Here is a 16777-nt window from a genome sequence, read left to right as displayed (position 1 = left end):
TAAATATTACAAATGTAAGTTTTAGTTGTAAAGATTGATATAAGAGAGATTGATTTGCTACTATTCTTCATTGTGTTGCTTCTTTAAATCAAAATATGCTTTTAGTATTTTTTGTCCAATATATTTATTAACTGGGTCAGTATCTGTATCCAAATTAGGAACAGCAATCGAGAATGCAACTTCGGGATTGTTGTACGGAGCATAACCGACTAACGTTAAGTTGTAAGTTGAGTAAGTTTTTTTTGTATTCTGATCATGATAAAAAGACTGTGCTGTCCCTGTTTTTCCTGCTGCTTGAAATTCCTTGTACCGACGATCTCCTCCAAAATATTTATAAGCTGTGCCACCAGGACTTTGGTAAACTTGTCGAAACCCTTCTTGCACTTGTTGTAAATACCTATCATCCATTGTTATTTTATTTAAAACCTCTGGTTGTACTGCTTGAACCACTGCACCTATGTCATCGGAATTTGAGAATGTATGAATGGCTTTCACTAATTGTGGTTTCAATCTGTAACCGCCATTTGCAATCGTCGAAATATATTGTGCCAATTGCATTGTTGTATAGTTATCATACTGGCCGATTGAAAGGTCAAGGAATAAACCAGGCTTCGTGTAAGCTTCTTTACCGATTAACCCGTCCGATTCATTCAGAAGATCGATTTCAGTTTTCACACCTAAACCGAACTGACTTAAAGAATTCCGGAACTGTTGAACAGCCTCAGGCTTTTTAGGAAGTGCCATCCCTGATTGATATTCTTTCCCCATCATTCGAATCGCTGTTTTAAACATAAATACGTTCGAGGACTTTTTTAATGCTCCTTCAATTCCATTCGTACCTAATGAGGTAGAATGTGACCCTTTCAGCGGTGTACCTTTTAAATTTAATTTTTCATCACTAAACACTGTTTCAGGAGAAATAACACCAGCTTCTAGCCCTGCTAATACCGTTGCCCCTTTTATGACTGAGCCCATTTCATATTGGGAATTAATTGTTCCTAATGCATAATCTCGAAACACATCTTTCCCGTTTTCTCGAACAAGTTGTTTCCCAGCCATTGAAAGCACTTCCCCTGTATTAGGGTTCATCATCACAACAAATGCACGATTTAGAAAACTGTTTCTCCCATTTGCTCTGCTAAGTTCACCTTGAATCACTTGTTCTACTGCCTTCTGCAAATCAAAATCAATCGATAGAACGAGATCTTTCCCACTTTGTCCATCAGAGACGTCTACTGTTTCTAAAAGATTACCACTCTGATCTGTTACATGTTTTACCTTTGCTTTCTGACCTTGCAAAACGTCTTCATAATATAATTCCAGCTGACTTTTTCCAACTCGATCATTTCTGCTATACCCTCTGGATAAAAAATAATCTAACTTAGAGCTTGGCAATCCTTCTTTTGATGATGTCACATTTCCTAATACAGAACGAAAAATATTTTTGTGCGGATAGTGACGGTCCCAATCCGTTAAAATGTCTACATTTGGCAAATCCGCTAAATGTTCTGCTATAACGGCAAACTCCTCTTCCGTCACATAGCGTTTAATGATTTGTGGAGTGAGGGTATAGCCGCTAATCATTTTTGTAAATATTTTTGCAATTTTTAGCTCCTCCTTGTTTATTTCTTTTAAATCAATAGAGGTGATTCGTTCGATTTGTCGATCATATAGATCTTTATCAGTTAAGCTTTCATCTAGTAATTCTTTTTTTATCTTATCTCTTGCCTTATCAGGTCTGGTGACCATCCAATAATCCTTGAGTTCCCTCTGTTTGATTTCTTCTTCATCCATATCAATCATGTTCGAAAGCACCTTTGCCGTTCCAAGCATTTCTTGTGGAGTTGTCCCTTTCATCCTCGTATATGTGATGGCTTTAACTGCAACATTATCAACAATGACCTTTTCGTTCCGGTCAAAGATTTTCCCACGTGGAACCGGAATACTAACGACAGTATCAACAGTTTTCCTTACTTCTTTTTTATATTCTTCTCCGTAAACAATTTGGACAAATCCAAGTCTTAAAATAAGAGCGACAAAAAATAAAAACACTATAATAAAAAAGATATTCACCCGCATAAGTCTTGTTTTTTGTAACTTGTGTTGTTCAATTCTTGCTGTCACACTATGATCTCCTTTCCATTTCACCTATTTCTAAGAGGTCACTGAACTAATAAGGTAAATATTACACATGTAAGTTTTTGTGTCAATCCTTTTTCTCGTTTCATTGACTTCAACCTAAAAGCGGAATATAATAAAAATACTACAAATGTAAGTTTAAAGGTGGTTACGATGAAAAATATCCCGCAAATTTCAGATGCTGAATTAGAAGTAATGAAAATCGTATGGAAACACCCTTCGATCAATACAAATGAGGTGATCGAAAAATTATCCAAAACGAGTGATTGGAGCCCTAAAACAATTCAAACGATGCTATTGCGATTGATTAAAAAAGGCGCCCTCAAAAACCATAAAGAAGGCCGTATCTTTGTTTATACAGCAAATGTTAAGGAAAGTGATTATATAGAAGAAGAGAGTCATAGTTTTTTAAATCGGTTTTATAATGGTACTCTCAATTCCATGGTCTTAAACTTCTTGGAAAAAGATAAGCTGTCAGAGCATGAAATTAATGAGTTGTATCAAATTTTAGAAGATCGTAAGAACAAAAGGAAAGAATAATATGGGCAATTCTTTCTTCACTCTCTTCTTCATTAGTAACATGATTGTATCTGTCATCTTTTGTATCATTTTCGTTATAAAAAAGGGGTTAAATAAGCAAATCACTGTCAATACCCAATATCACATCAGTCTAATTTCTCTTTTGGTTTTGTTTGCACCTTTTATCCCCTTGCAATTCCTTGAAATCAACTCATTTTTTCGACAGTTCATAAATTTTGGAGTTCATCATCCAAGCCAAACCGACATCAATTCTGATGCAACCATGACTGAAACGTTTCTTCAGAATGGAAATTGGCAACAAAACTTTTCCAATTCTATTGAACAATCACCCTTAAACATGCTGGATTCTGTCTTTTTTTGCATATGGATAATAGGAATGATGGTTATCCTTCTGGCTACTTTTTCTAGTAATCTAAGAATCCATAAGATAAAAAAGAGTTTAAAAGTTAATGTAAACCGAGATTTAACAAACCTACTTACAGCATGCAAAAAGGATATAGACTTTCATAAAAAGGTCATATTAGCCTATTCACCTTTAGTAAAGTCCCCCATTACATTTGGGTTTTTCAGACGATATATTGTCTTACCAATCAATTTTTCAATGCTTACTGATGACGATATGAAAAGTGTGTTACTTCACGAATTGGTTCATTGTAAACGTAAAGATATTCTCATCAATTATGTAATGGGTCTATCTAGAATTGTTTATTGGTTTAATCCTATCGTTTGGTATTTCTTAAAAGAAATGCAAACTGAGATGGAGATTACTTGCGATTATGCTGTTTTAAAAAAGCTTGATGAAGATTCTCAGCTTAAATATGGTGAGGTTATATTAAAATTTGCTTCTCAATCAAAACAAGTTTCACCTTTAGTTGCTGCATCAGAAATTAGCAGCTCGTATAAACAAGTAAAACGGCGCATAGTGACGATCGTAAATTTCCAAGTAGAATCAAAACGGCAAAAAGTAAAAAGCGGACTAATCTTTACAGCTGTTCTTGTGTTCATACTAGGTAGTATTCCTTCAATATCTGTGCTTGCTTTCAACAAAGACACACATCCATTTTCGCATCAAAATATTGTTAACAAAGATTATTCTCCTTATTTTGAGAATCTTACTGGAAGTGCCGTCTTATACGACAGCAAAATGGATCAGTACACAATATACAATAAGGATGAAAGTACTACGAGGTTCGCTCCCAATTCTACTTATAAAATTTTCAGTGCTTTGTTTGCGTTGGAAAATGGGATTATTTCAAAAGAAAATTCCGAATTAGCCTGGGATGGAACTTTACACAAATATGATAAATGGAATCAAGACCAGGATTTATTTACGGCTATGAAAAACTCCACCACATGGTATTTTCAACATCTTGACAAGCATCTCGGTAAAAAGAAGTTGCTAACTTACTTTGAACAATTGAATTACGGAAACAAAGATATGTCAAATAACATGACTGATTATTGGATGGATGGCTCACTAAAAATCTCACCTGTTGAACAGATTGGTATGTTGAGAACGTTTTATCATAATGATTTATCTTTTGATCCATCTACTATTCAAACTGTCAAAGACGCAATACTACTAGAAAAAACAAATGAACATCGATTATCCGGAAAAACGGGAACTGCAGAAGTAAACGGTAAAAATATTGATGGTTGGTTTATTGGATATGTAGAGACCGCAGATAATACGTTCTTTTTTGCTGTACACATACAAGGTGAAAAAGATGCTGGAGGAAGTACTGCATCGGAAATCGCCCTTTCCATATTGAAGAAGGAAGGTATTATTAAATCATAGTGAATTTGAAAGAATCCATCCTCCCCACAGATTAACATCTGTGGGTTTTTTTATTTATTTGATGTAAAACACTCACAAAAAAGTGTTGACTCCAAAAACTTACACGTGTAATATTTTAAGTATTACATATGTAAGTTTTATTAGGATAAAACAAAATTAACAAAGAAAGAGGTAAGATTTAATGAAAACAAAAAACAAACTGGCATCTGTGTTATTACTTTCCTTTCTAGTTCTTATGGGATGTTCAAACGATCCAGCACAATCAACTCAATCTGTACAACAAAAAAATGAACCTGCTAGTCAGGATGAATTTTCTAAACTTGAAGAAAAATATGATGCTAAGCTGGGAGTTTACGCTCTGGACACCGGAACAGATGTGGCCATTTCCTATCGACCTGATGAACGATTTGCATATGCATCAACTAGTAAAGCTTTGGCGGTAGGAGTCCTTTTGCAGCAGAAATCTATTGAAGATCTGAACGAAACGATCACCTATTCCCGTGATGACCTTGTTACATATAGTCCAATTACAGAACAACATGTCGATACCGGTATGACACTTCGGGATCTTTCTGATGCATCATTACGCTACAGTGACAATACCGCTGCAAATCTCATTTTTGAACAAATAGGTGGACCTGAAGAATTTAAACATGCCCTAAGACAAATTGGTGATGATATGACAAATCCTGAACGAATGGAACCAGAATTAAACGATGTAGCCCCTGGTGAAACCCATGATACAAGTACAGCAAAAGCCCTTGCTGCAAGCCTTCAGACTTTTGCACTTGAAGATGCTCTTCCACCAGAAAAACGTGAGCTTTTAATTGACTGGATGAAGCGAAATACAACCGGTGATGCATTAATTCGTGCCGGAGTACCAAAAGGTTGGGAAGTAGCAGATAAAACCGGAGCAGCATCGTATGGCACTAGAAATGATATTGCGATCATTTGGCCACCAAATGAAGATCCAATTGTTTTAGCCATTCTATCAAACCGAAATGAAAAAGATGCTACTTATGATGATGAGCTCATTGCAGAAGCAACAAAAGTCGTACTTTCAGCATTTGAGAAAAAATAATTACGAACAATCATAATCCAACTCCTCTCTAGACAAACTAATCTAAGCATTGTATTTTTTGTCCCGGGAGGAGTAACTTTTGAATCAAACCTGGCTCTCATTATTACCATTTATTATCGTCATTGGCATGTCTGTTTGGTTAAAAAACATCCTGCCTGGTTTAGTTGTTGGGATTTTAGTTGGATCCATTCTAGTTTCAGCCGATCTGCTTTCTGGAACAGAGCAAGCTGTTTCCTACATTGTCACCACCCTTTCCGATGAAACAAATATTAAGATCATCGTTTTTTTATATTTATTTGGTGGTCTTGTCGGGATGATGAATATATCTGGCGGCATTAAGGGGTTTTCAGAATGGGCCGGATCTAAAATTCGCACTGAACGAGGACTTCTTATCTTTATTTGGCTTACCCTCCCCTTTACGTTTATGATGCCAATGTTTCGGATTATGATGATAGGACCGATTATTAAATCACTTATCAAAAAAATGAACCTTTCCAAGCAAAAAGTGGGATTAACATTAGATATTTCAACAGAATCAATGATCGTGCTGCTGCCGGTCGCAACAGCTTTTGTCGGCTTTATGGTCTCATTAGTGGAAGGTGGCATAAGTGAATTAAATTTAGGTATGTCCCCTTATGAGGTATTCCTATTAAGTATTTTGTTTAATTTTTATGCAATCGTTATGCTTCTCATTGGAATTGTGCAGACGTTTTGGACACCTAAAAAGTCTAAAACCGACAAGCGAGCACAGAAAGATTTGGAAGAAGAAGAACACGAATTTCACCGCATAGGAATTAAAAAAGAATTGTCCCTTGTGAAAGCACAGCCATGGCATTTGATTGTTCCTGTCTTTTTATTGCTATCATTATCTTTATTTTTATTATGGCAAAACGGTATAGCTCAAGGGGCTGAAACGATTTTCGAGGCCTACTCTATGGCTGATGCAACGTTTGTGATGCTTTTGGCTGTATTTATCACTCTTGTTTTAACCTTTATTTTTTATGTGATCAGACGTGTGAAAATGAACGAAACCCTTTACCATTTTTACGACGGCGGAAATCAGATGATGGAAGCGATCAGCCTCCTTATTCTCATATGGACCTTAACCTTAGCAGCTGAAGATCTTGGTTTTTCCGAGTTTATCAGCAGTTCACTAGGAAGCTTTTTGCCAGCCTATCTGACTCCTGCGGCTATATTTGTTCTTGGTTCTGTTGTCGGTTACTTTATCGGAAGCTCCTGGGGAACGTGGGGATTGTTCATGCCACTCGGCATCACACTAGCCGTATCCACCGGAGCCTCCATTCCATTAACAGTCGGTGCAGTATTCGCCAGCGGAGCATTCGGTGCACTAACCTCCCCACTAGGCGACACAACCATTACAACCGCATCCATCCTAGACATGGACCTCATCGATTACGCACGCTATAAACTGAAAATCTCCACAATCGGCGGACTAATCGCAGCTGTATTATTTGTTGTAACTGCCTTGTGGACCTGAGGGACAGGTTCATTGTCCCTCCATTTATTGGTAAATCCATTAAATAATTCCACTCTCTTTCATAGATTGTCTCCTCATGCTCCTGAGATGAGCTTTTTTCTTCCTATACATTTATCTTTTGCAATATTGATAGTAAAGATAAAACAATTTCAGTTATCACGTGTATAATAAGGAAAACATTACTAATTAATTAAAGGAGAAATTTTCTTGGGTAAAGCTATCTTTTTTAATATTCCAGCTCATGGTCATACAAACCCTACTCTCGCTTTAGTGGAAGAGTTAATTTATCAAGGAGAAGAAGTATTATATTACTCTTTTCCTGATTTAAAGGAAAAGATTGAAGAAACTGGTGCTACATATATGCCTTATAGCATCAATCGTTTAGAGGATACAAATTATACAGAAGAACAGCTGAAATACTTTCCCATTGTTTTTAGGGTTTGTATCGAGAGCACTGAGAAAATGTTAGACTTTTTATTAAGCGAAGTCGACAGAGAAAAACCTGACTATATTATTCATGATTCTTTAGCAACTTGGGGTAAATATGTAGGTCAAATTAAAAACATTCCTACCATTTGTTCCACAACAACCTTTCCATTTCATGAATCATTCTTAAATATGCCAAAAGAGCTACTCAATTTGGTATTTCAATTTGCACGAGGAGATTTAAAACATCTTGTTAAAGCATTAAGCATTCAACACCATTTATGCAAAAAATACAATATGAAGAAACCTCCTCTTTTAGATGCTTTGAGTAGTAAAGAAAAATTGAATATAGTCTTTACCGCTGCGGAATTTACTCCAAACAAAAATGTGTTTGATCATACATATTGTTTTGTAGGCCCTTCTATATCGGATCGAAAAGAAGGAGAAATCGTTGCACTGCCTAAAAGTGAAAAACCAATCGTTTATATTTCTCTGGGAAGTATATTTGGAGATAACAAAAAATTTTACGAGGACTGCTTTCAAGCTTTTAAAGATATCGAAGCAACCTTTATCCTATCTTTAGGAAAAAAAATGAACGAAACTGATTTTTCTTTTATACCTGAAAATTTTATTCTTTATAGCTTTGTGAATCAGATAGACTTGCTGCAAAAAGTAGACATATTCGTTACACATGGAGGAATGAACAGTGCCCAAGAAGGATTATATTTTAAAGTCCCCTTAATCCTCTATCCTCAACAACAAGAACAAGAAATGATTGCACAACAAGTTGAACGTTTAGGATGCGGCATCCATTTAAAAGAATGTAACTCAGAAACTCTGAAACAATCATTACTAAACTTATTAAACAATAAAAAATACAAACAAAACTGCACTGAATTTGGAACCCTCCTACAAGAAAAAGGCGGCTACAAACGCGCTGCATCTGAAATAATGAAATTTGGACAGGGGGACAGGTTCACTGTCCCACCATTTATTGGAAACCACAAATAAAACAACCTTTCAAAAAAGATGCAGGTAAAACTCTGCATCTTTATTTCTGTTCACTATATTCTTTTTCCGTACCATCTGCAAACTCAACTTCCACTTTGATTCTCGTATAATCATCGTTAATCTCAAAGACTTCTTTCACTTCACTTAGAACATCTTCATTCTTTGTGTTTTGATCAAATGTTAACTTTTCAAATTTAGGTTTCAGCTCTTCAAAAGCCTCGTCACCTGAAAGATTGTTTTGATTTAACGTATCTTCAATCTCTGCTTCCATACCATCCTGCTCATTATCATAATCAACATCATAATTTTTGTTATCAGGATAATCTACATCTAAGTCAAAATTAGTAAAATTAAACATTGCGTCGGCATTTTCATTTTGGTCAACGGTATCTTGATTTACTGAATCATCTTTCTCCACAGGAGCTGCCGGTGGAGGATCTGACACTTCATCATTGTTACAAGCTTGTACAATGCAAACAGTTGCTAATAATAAGACTAGATTAGCTAATTTTTTCAATAAAATCACTCCTTTTATATTTTAGCTTTGACATTAACCTTTTTATTAATACTACTTTCCCAATTCCTCTCTTCAGCTTTTATTTGACTCAAAATCAAATAAAAATAGGGAACCCTTATATACTGGTTCCCTTTTTGTCAAAATAAATTCCTCTTTTCATTATTTTATTGCTATGTATATCTCAATTTCACCATCAGGATCATATTTCTCAAAATCGTATGTGTACGCCCTTTTCAAAGCACCTGAATTCTCACGTTCCCAAATCATTTTCCAAGTGTTTATAATACCTTGTTCATCCTCTGTGTCCACTTTGAAGATTTCATACTTTTCATGATCCGGTATTTCTAGTGAAGGGTCACTTTTGCTATCTTCTATTCCAATACTTAATCTGTAATCACCTTTATAATCACTTTCGTAATCATGATAAACACCGTAGATATTCATATCTCGGTCCGGTAAGTGATTAGAAGCTTCCTTCCACAAACCTGTGATCTTTTCCATCAAGAGATTATCGCTAAAATTATTTGTTTTTATATTATTAATTATTTTTAATCTCATCAATTTCTTCACTCCATCCTACATTTATCTAAATGATTATTCTACAAAACACGATAATTTCCTTCTTTTTCCTATTAACCAATCTTTAATTGGTCAAGCTTTAAAATTAGACAGAAGCAAATTCATTCAAAGTTTCTGCCATATTTTCCTTAACCCACTCCCTCTCAAAATACCCGGCCACAACCGGAAAACTCTCAAACTCCTTTCTCATCTCCCGGAACGAAATCACACCTATTCCTCTAGTAAGATGAAAATCAAGCGAATATTCAATACAATTCAATGGGAAATCTCGAAATGTTTTCATATAGAATTGGGTGGCTTGTTCCCTACTTCCAGCAAAGATAAAAACAAATTCATTCTCACTCATCTTCAGTGAATAAATACCAACCTTTTGAAAACCTAATCTATTCTTTTCAATCATTTCCGCTACTTTCCGCTGATCAGCTTGATCAAAGTCTATTTTGGATACATCGTCTTCTAATGATATTTTCTGTTCCTCAAGTAAATGGCATATATAATGGGCCAATGAAGATTCCTCATCACGTATAGATTCAAGGTAAAGGTCTTTTACAATCATTTATAACACCCCGATTTAAGAATTTAACGTCTTCATTACTATATCTGATCGATTACTCCTCAATCATTCCTGTATACTCGTTATAATTCACATTGACTGAACCAACTGGACCATTTCGGTTTTTTGAAAGAATAAGTTCAAGTGACCGATCTTCCGTTTCCTTGTCGTAATACGCCTCACGATACAAAAACATGATGACATCGGCGTCCTGTTCTACACTTCCTGATTCACGAATATCCGACATCATCGGCCGTTTATTTGCTCTTGATTCCACCGAGCGATTTAACTGAGCCAAACAAATAACTGCACAATCAAAATCCTTTGCCATCGTTTTGAGTGATTTTGAAATTTCTGTTACTTGTAAATGAGCATTCCCGCCATATGTTTCACTGGATTGAATGAGGGTTAAATAATCAATTAAAAGGATTGGTTTTTTCGTTGGAAACTGGTTGATTATTTTTCTAGTTTTCGCTCTCATCTCAGCGATTGTTTGTCCTGCTCCATCAAAAATCTGCATGGATGTTTCATTCAGTTCACCAATGACATCCGGCCATTTCTTCTTTTGGTTTTCACTTAGCATTCGTTTCGGTTCCCTCAATTTACTGCGGTTAATGTTACCTGTTGATGCAATTAATCGTTTTGTTATTAAGGTTTCCGGCATTTCCAATGAGAAGATAAGCGGTAAATATCCTGCCCATCCCGCCCATTTGGCAAAGTGAAGCATGACATCGGTTTTACCCATTGATGGTCTTGCTGCGATGATTGTCACTTCCCCACTCTGAAAGCCACCCGTCATTTCGTCGAGCTTTTTGATGCCTGTTGGCACACCTTTCGAAAATGGTTGATCCTGCCATGGTGCTTCAAAGATTTTTAGCAACGCTTGTTCCAGTGATGTATGATCATCCATCTTGGCTTGATTAATTTTATCCAGTTCAGCAATGACCTTAGCAATCTCCCAATCATTCACAGCCGCAATGTTTAAAATATTACGCTTTTCCCGTTCCTTCCAAAGGTCCAGAATGAGCTTTTCTAAAACTTCAAATTTTTCAACATCTGCATATGATTCAAGCTCCCTAAGATAGGTCATACCGCCAAACGATTCAAGGTCTTGTAAGGTTGTCAAAGAGACTAAATCCGTGCTCTTTCCCGCTCGATTTAACTTCACCATTCTGTGCATTAATTCTTTATGACGTGTACTTTCCAGTTGCTCAGGTTGAATCACCGTATCTTTAAGCAGATACTCAGCCTTCATCAACGTTCCTAAGAAACCTTTTTCTGCAAGATTCATCACTCTTCACCAGCCGTTAGATCAAGAACAAATCCACGCGGGATATCTCTCCCGGTTGAAAACGATTGAATTGGCTTTCTTGCGTTTTGGTCCTGCCTTTTGCTTTCGTGATAATCCTCAATTTCTTCAACGGTCAATAACGATTCATTTTCCCAGTTTTTAAGGATGCCAACAACATAGTTTAACTTGCGCTTATTATTTGAGCAGGCAATCATTAAAGCTTTTAAAATAACGTCTTTTGGCTTTGAAAAGTTGGAATCTACCAACCAAGCTAACAGCTGCTGTTTAGCATTCACGTTTGAAAAGCCAAATACATTATCGTCCCAAAACTCAATAATCTCTTTCACATCGTTTGGGTTTTGATTTTGCTTTTGTTCTCGCGTATTAGGATTATTCTCTATATTTGTTTTAAGAGCTTTTTGTTGTTGTTTTTTTTCTTTTTCTTTTTCTTCTTCTTTTTTTTGCCTACGTATCGGTTCATCTAGTGAAGGTGTATCGTCCCCTTCCTCATAATTCTTACCATTTCGATCACAAAACTTTTCATAAAGACTACGAATTTCAGGTCTTTTAATAGAATCCAAAACATATGAAATAAGCGAGGTATCTACAACCTTCCTTAATTCTGAATCAATACAATCCATGACAGGTTTACCACCTCTACTATGAATCATATTTCCCCAATTTATCATTGCAACCTCTCTTGTCTCAGGATTGTAACGAATCAAATTGTGCTGCTGATCTAAACTTTCCATTAAAGATTCAATATGCTCTAACGAAAACCCCATTTCCACTGCTATTTGTTTCTTTAAAATACGATAGATTCCAATTTGAGTTGTATGATAGTTTGTCAGAAGATAGATATATAAATACCTTTCATCTGCTGTCAACTCCTCCCCTACAATCGGTGTCATCCAAAAATCAGTATTAATCATCCGGTATCTCGCCATGTTTCATCACTACCCTTTCTTCTTATAAGTTTTCTTTCACCCCCTATATATAAAAATTACGAAGAAGAGTAGCGTACTTTTTTAAAAATTTTTCAAAATATTTTTTTCTCAACTAATTCAATTTGGGGAATATCAAGTTTTTTATTATAATAGAAAGAAAACACCACATATGAAAGGGGTCTCCCAGTGAATGCTACACTTCTTGAAAAACAATTAAAGATAATGAACAGTTTCGAACAAAAGTATTCCGGAACCCCTGAAAAACCAAACAGTTTTTCTACACTTATTGGATCCGAACTCGTCCTGTCTCCACAAAATGAAGTACCAGACGTTGTCCCTACTGAGTACTTTTTCAAACCGGAGCAGAATGTTGTCTTTTTAAAACATCCCCGATATATAAAATTCTCGACACACAAACATTCATTTATTGAAATGAATTATGTCCTTTCGGGATCCTGTAAACAAATGATTAATGGAAAAGAAGTGATGTTGAAAGAAGGAGATTTGTGCCTGCTGGATACCAATGTGACACATGCGATTGATCAAGCCGGGGAGAATGACATTGTGATTAACATTATGATTCGAACAAGTTATTTTGATTCGGCGTTACTTAGACGACTATCAGGAAATGATTTACTTACAGACTTTTTTGTTAACACCATCTATAAACATAAAGAAGATAGCAGATACATTATTTTCTCAAAGCACTCTACTAGCAAATTAAGAGAGTTAATTTTACAGGCATTATTAGAATACAGCCAACCGCAATTATGTTCCAAAGAAGCGATAAATTCATACATGCTGTTAATTTTCACGGAATTAGTCAGGATCTATCATGACTCTCCTCATAACATCGATCAACCGGTTATGAAAAAAGGAATTATTTCTGAGATCTTAGATTACATGGAAAAAAACTATGACACTCTCACATTAGAAAAAACAGCGGAATATTTCCACTTCCATCCAAACCATTTAACCAGATTGCTCAAAACAAATCTAAATAAAACGTTTATTGACCTTTCACATCAATTAAAAATAAAAAATGCTTGTACAATGCTTGAAAACACGGATCTAACCGTTGATCAAATTGCCAATAAAACCGGCTATACAAATATTACGTTCTTTTATAAAACGTTTAAAAAGTTCCATGGAGTTACACCTGCCAAATACCGAAAAGAAAACCAACGGCTTAATCAATAATTAGTTGATTAAGCCGTTGGTTTTTAATTTTGAACTATTTTATTGAGACAGACTTTTTTTTTGTAATCACGTTGAAACTTGTCGAAATTTGACAAATAGTTTATAAAATTCAATAATCGAAAATAAACTAGAAAAATAGTAAATAAATTTTGATAATAGTAAATATATTAAGAAAATAGAAAATAAAGCTTATCAATTACAGTTTTTTTACACGTACACCATGGTACGGTCTACATATATATTATTTAACTCCTAACAAATTGACCATCTAATTGATAACGCCATTCATATTTACCATTAGGTACTGTGAACTTTAAATGGCTATCACTTTCAAGCTCTGTATATCCTTCAAATTGTTCCTCAAATCTCGAAAGATCCTTTAGATTTATATGTTGTAATGAAATAAGTGCACTTGAATTTGGCGGAACCTCTACGTTAAGAACCATTTCATTTCCACTAACAATTTTCCATTCGACTCTAATCTGTCCATAAACGGATTTATACTCTGTTTTTACTTCTTTTATTTGATCACACCAATGTGGTTCAACCTTAAACACTTTGTATCCAGGTTCTATTTGAGTTAATCCGCCAAAGTAACGCACCAACCAGTCACCGATACATCCAAATGCATAGTGGTTAAAGGAAAAATCTCCGACTGTGCCATCCGGTTTAATTGCTTCCCACGATTCCCAAATTGTTGTGGCCCCTTGATCCACTTCATAAAGCCAGGAAGGACACTCCCTCTGAAAAAGAAGTTTATGGGCGATGTCTTCATAGCCATGATCACATAAAACATCCATGATATACGGAACGGATAAAAATCCTGTATCGATTTTATAATCATTGTTTCGAATCAGTTCTACCAATCTATTCACTGCCATTGTTTTCTGTTTTCCTGACAATAATTTAAAAGTAAGTGCAATTGTATATACACCCTGGTAATCAGCTGTTAACAGCCCGGAGTCTTTCACATATGCACTTACAAAGGCATTCTTGACTTTTTGATGTAAGTGAAGATAAGATTCAGCTTTTTCGTAATTGGTAAGCACCATAGAAATATCACTTAAAAGCTTAGCAGAATAAGCATAAAAAGCTGTTGCCATACTATCTTTCGTGGCTTTGGCTGATTCAATTGGTCCTAACGGTTTTTCACCTAACATAAAGCTCGGAATCATCCAGTCGCCATAATGAAATTTTGTGTCCCACAAATAGGGTGACATATCGCTTTCTTTATTAGCTGCTGCACTTTCTTGTACATACTTCATCCATTTTTCCATTGCCGGATAACATTGCTCCAAAATTCTTTTATCTCCGTATTTTTGATAAAGAATCCATGGAACAATGATTATGGCATCTCCCCAGCCTGCTGAAGAAATCGAGCCGGTAAACTTTAGATCATTCCAAATATCCTTAGGCGCCGGACAGTAGTTCAGTACTTCCCCCTCATCGGTCTGTTCTACCATCAGATTCCATAGCCACCTTGATAAAAACGAGTCAACCTCCATATTAAATGCAGCCGTTGGAGCGAAAACTTGCAGATCACCTGTCCAACCAGCCTTTTCCCGCTGAGGGCAATCGGTTGGTATCGATAACATATTTCCGCGTTGACTCCATTGAATATTATTCCAAAGTTGATTGATACTCGTGTTTGAAGTGGAAAAATTACCTGTTTCCCTCAAATCTGAATACAAAACAATCGCTGAAATATTTTCAGGACGAAGCTCACCATCATACCCTGTTATTCGAACATAACGAAAACCGTGAAACGTGAAAGTAGGCTCGAATATTTCCTCAGCATCTCCACGAGAAAGATAATAATCTGTTTGATCTTTGTTTCTACCGACAATATTGCTTAAAAATTCTCCTCGTTCATTTAACACTTCACTATGCTCGATTTTAATTTCTTGTGTTTTGGTGCTTTGTAAGTGCAGTCGAATTCTGCCTGCAATAACTTGCCCAAAATCTACTACATACACGTTATTACTGTCCTTCGAGATATTGATAGGCGAGATGTTCTTCATTGGTTTAACAAACTCACCATATTGAGCACGTAAATGATCTAATGTGTCATTCGTAACTTCAACGTTTCTCCACTTTTGAGCTACGTCTTCATAACCTGGACAATCCCAGCCCACCTTCTCTAAGTTACGATCCTGTTTTTCTCCGATAAAAAGATCACTGTAAATATATTCACCTTCCGAAGAAATAAATGAGGAATCTGTTCCAATCACTTCACTTGATTGATCACTATAAGTAATCTCCAACTGAGCAAGTAATCCCAATTTATTTCCAAATTGAGCACTACCCCCAGGAATACTGATTCTGCCTGCATACCAGCCATCCGCTAAAATAACACCTAGAACATTTTCCCCTTTTTCCAAGAAAGGAAGGACATCATATGTTTGATACTGAAGATAGTTAGAGTAAGACGTATAATCCGGTGTGAATTCAGCATCCGTTATTTTTTTTCCGTTGATTCTTGCATGATAGAGGCCATGTGCAGTAATATATAATCTTGCTCTAGCAATCTCCTTTTCTTTTATGGAAAATGATTTTCTCACCAATTTAGGTGGATGAAGCCTTTTTTCCGGCGAAATCTGCTCTCCTTTTTTCTTGTTTAAAAACATATCCTCCAATGTAAGCTCCGGTTCTTCTATTACACTCTCCTGTATGGGTTCAATCCACTTTGCCACCCAATCGTTTGAATTTAGGAATCCCATTTCCCAATGGGCTTCTTTACTCCATGATGTGTATTCATTGGTAGAAAACCATATTCGAACCTTCCAACAATAGTGTGCTCTACTACGCAGTTGCGGACCCTTATAAGAAATATGAACAGAATCATCAGATTCAACCTTTTCTGTATCCCATATGATCTGTTTTCTTCCAAAACTATCGATTTCAAACACATGAATCTGATACGCATGTTGAATCACATTTTGTTTGTTGCTTTTTAATGTCCAGCTAAATCGGGGGTGTAAAATATCTGTCCCAAATAAGTGTTCCTGATTTTCTGTTCTAAGTTGGGTAATTTGTATCATGTTCTATTCCTCCTCAACATTTTTCTTTTTAACATCCATGGTGTTATAAAGATTTCCAGTAATATCAGCGCTGCAATTGTGATGATCATAGCCAATTTTTTCCCTCCTCCTAAATAAAAGAGATAAAACTCCACGTAAGGAAACGCGGAGCACCTA

Annotated in this window: 13 protein-coding genes; 6 read left to right on the top strand and 7 right to left on the bottom strand. The window is 35.8% G+C overall.

Annotated elements, in window-relative coordinates; genetic code table 11:
- Positions 1-60: 60 nt before the first annotated feature.
- On the bottom strand, positions 61-2124 hold the full coding sequence (locus BK577_RS14460) for a peptidoglycan D,D-transpeptidase FtsI family protein (protein ID WP_342743297.1): 2064 nt from the start codon (positions 2122-2124) through the stop codon (positions 61-63).
- 168 nt (positions 2125-2292) lie between these two features.
- On the opposite strand from BK577_RS14460, the gene BK577_RS14455 reads away from it, so the two are divergent.
- The 5 genes from BK577_RS14455 (at position 2293) to BK577_RS14435 (ending at position 8493) form a co-directional block, all read left to right on the top strand.
- Positions 2293-2679, top strand: coding sequence for a BlaI/MecI/CopY family transcriptional regulator (locus tag BK577_RS14455; RefSeq protein ID WP_078433606.1), 387 nt, complete (start codon positions 2293-2295; stop codon positions 2677-2679).
- Position 2680: 1 nt separating this feature from the next.
- Positions 2681-4477, top strand: a complete 1797-nt coding sequence (locus BK577_RS14450) for a BlaR1 family beta-lactam sensor/signal transducer (RefSeq protein ID WP_078433605.1) — start codon at positions 2681-2683, stop codon at positions 4475-4477.
- Between the two features lie 181 nt (positions 4478-4658).
- Positions 4659-5558, top strand: coding sequence for a class A beta-lactamase (gene bla, locus BK577_RS14445; protein ID WP_078433604.1), 900 nt, complete (start codon positions 4659-4661; stop codon positions 5556-5558).
- A gap of 79 nt (positions 5559-5637) precedes the next feature.
- Positions 5638-7056 (top strand): Na+/H+ antiporter NhaC family protein, encoded by a 1419-nt coding sequence (locus BK577_RS14440; RefSeq protein WP_078433603.1) that lies wholly within the window; start codon positions 5638-5640, stop codon positions 7054-7056.
- A 207-nt stretch (positions 7057-7263) separates the two neighbouring features.
- Positions 7264-8493 carry a macrolide family glycosyltransferase gene (locus BK577_RS14435; protein WP_169908288.1) on the top strand — a complete coding sequence of 410 codons (1230 nt, stop codon included), beginning with the start codon at positions 7264-7266 and terminating at the stop codon, positions 8491-8493.
- 40 nt (positions 8494-8533) lie between these two features.
- Here BK577_RS14435 and BK577_RS14430 read toward each other — a convergent pair whose 3' ends face one another.
- From BK577_RS14430 to BK577_RS14410, 5 genes are all read right to left on the bottom strand, one after another.
- Entirely contained in the window at positions 8534-9010 is a 477-nt protein-coding gene (locus BK577_RS14430) for a YusW family protein (protein WP_078433601.1), read from the bottom strand.
- A 159-nt stretch (positions 9011-9169) separates the two neighbouring features.
- Entirely contained in the window at positions 9170-9568 is a 399-nt protein-coding gene (locus BK577_RS14425; RefSeq protein ID WP_078433600.1) for a GyrI-like domain-containing protein, read from the bottom strand.
- 106 nt (positions 9569-9674) lie between these two features.
- Positions 9675-10145: a hypothetical protein gene (locus BK577_RS14420; protein WP_078433599.1), complete on the bottom strand. Its 471-nt coding sequence runs from the start codon at positions 10143-10145 to the stop codon at positions 9675-9677.
- Between the two features lie 52 nt (positions 10146-10197).
- On the bottom strand, positions 10198-11433 hold the full coding sequence (locus BK577_RS14415) for a replicative DNA helicase (RefSeq protein WP_078433598.1): 1236 nt from the start codon (positions 11431-11433) through the stop codon (positions 10198-10200).
- On the bottom strand, positions 11433-12365 hold the full coding sequence (locus BK577_RS14410) for a DnaD domain protein (RefSeq protein WP_078435255.1): 933 nt from the start codon (positions 12363-12365) through the stop codon (positions 11433-11435). Before BK577_RS14410 ends, BK577_RS14415 begins: the two co-directional genes overlap by 1 nt.
- A 201-nt stretch (positions 12366-12566) precedes the next feature.
- Between BK577_RS14410 and BK577_RS14405 the strand changes: the two genes are divergently transcribed.
- Positions 12567-13580, top strand: coding sequence for an AraC family transcriptional regulator (locus tag BK577_RS14405; protein ID WP_078433597.1), 1014 nt, complete (start codon positions 12567-12569; stop codon positions 13578-13580).
- Positions 13581-13825: 245 nt separating this feature from the next.
- Here the strand turns inward: BK577_RS14405 and BK577_RS14400 are convergent, their stop codons facing one another.
- On the bottom strand, positions 13826-16621 hold the full coding sequence (locus BK577_RS14400) for an alpha-L-rhamnosidase (RefSeq protein WP_078433596.1): 2796 nt from the start codon (positions 16619-16621) through the stop codon (positions 13826-13828).
- Positions 16622-16777 lie beyond the last annotated feature (156 nt).

It is taken from the genome of Metabacillus halosaccharovorans, assembly GCF_002019635.1.
In the GTDB taxonomy this organism is placed as follows: Bacteria; Bacillota; Bacilli; order Bacillales; family Bacillaceae; genus Metabacillus; species Metabacillus halosaccharovorans.
Note: the sequence above shows the minus strand (reverse complement) of the source record. Positions and strands in the feature narration are given on the sequence as shown.

Excerpts from the sequence above, each read along its gene's own strand:
- BK577_RS14455 (WP_078433606.1), top strand. The coding sequence starts at position 2,293 with ATGAAAAATATCCCGCAAATTTCAGATGCTGAATTAGAAGTAATGAAA.
- BK577_RS14450 (WP_078433605.1), top strand. The coding sequence starts at position 2,681 with ATGGGCAATTCTTTCTTCACTCTCTTCTTCATTAGTAACATGATTGTA.
- bla (WP_078433604.1), top strand. The coding sequence starts at position 4,659 with ATGAAAACAAAAAACAAACTGGCATCTGTGTTATTACTTTCCTTTCTA.
- BK577_RS14425 (WP_078433600.1), bottom strand. The coding sequence starts at position 9,568 with ATGAGATTAAAAATAATTAATAATATAAAAACAAATAATTTTAGCGAT.
- BK577_RS14420 (WP_078433599.1), bottom strand. The coding sequence starts at position 10,145 with ATGATTGTAAAAGACCTTTACCTTGAATCTATACGTGATGAGGAATCT.
- BK577_RS14415 (WP_078433598.1), bottom strand. The coding sequence starts at position 11,433 with ATGAATCTTGCAGAAAAAGGTTTCTTAGGAACGTTGATGAAGGCTGAG.
- BK577_RS14410 (WP_078435255.1), bottom strand. The coding sequence starts at position 12,365 with ATGATTAATACTGATTTTTGGATGACACCGATTGTAGGGGAGGAGTTG.
- BK577_RS14400 (WP_078433596.1), bottom strand. The coding sequence starts at position 16,621 with ATGATACAAATTACCCAACTTAGAACAGAAAATCAGGAACACTTATTT.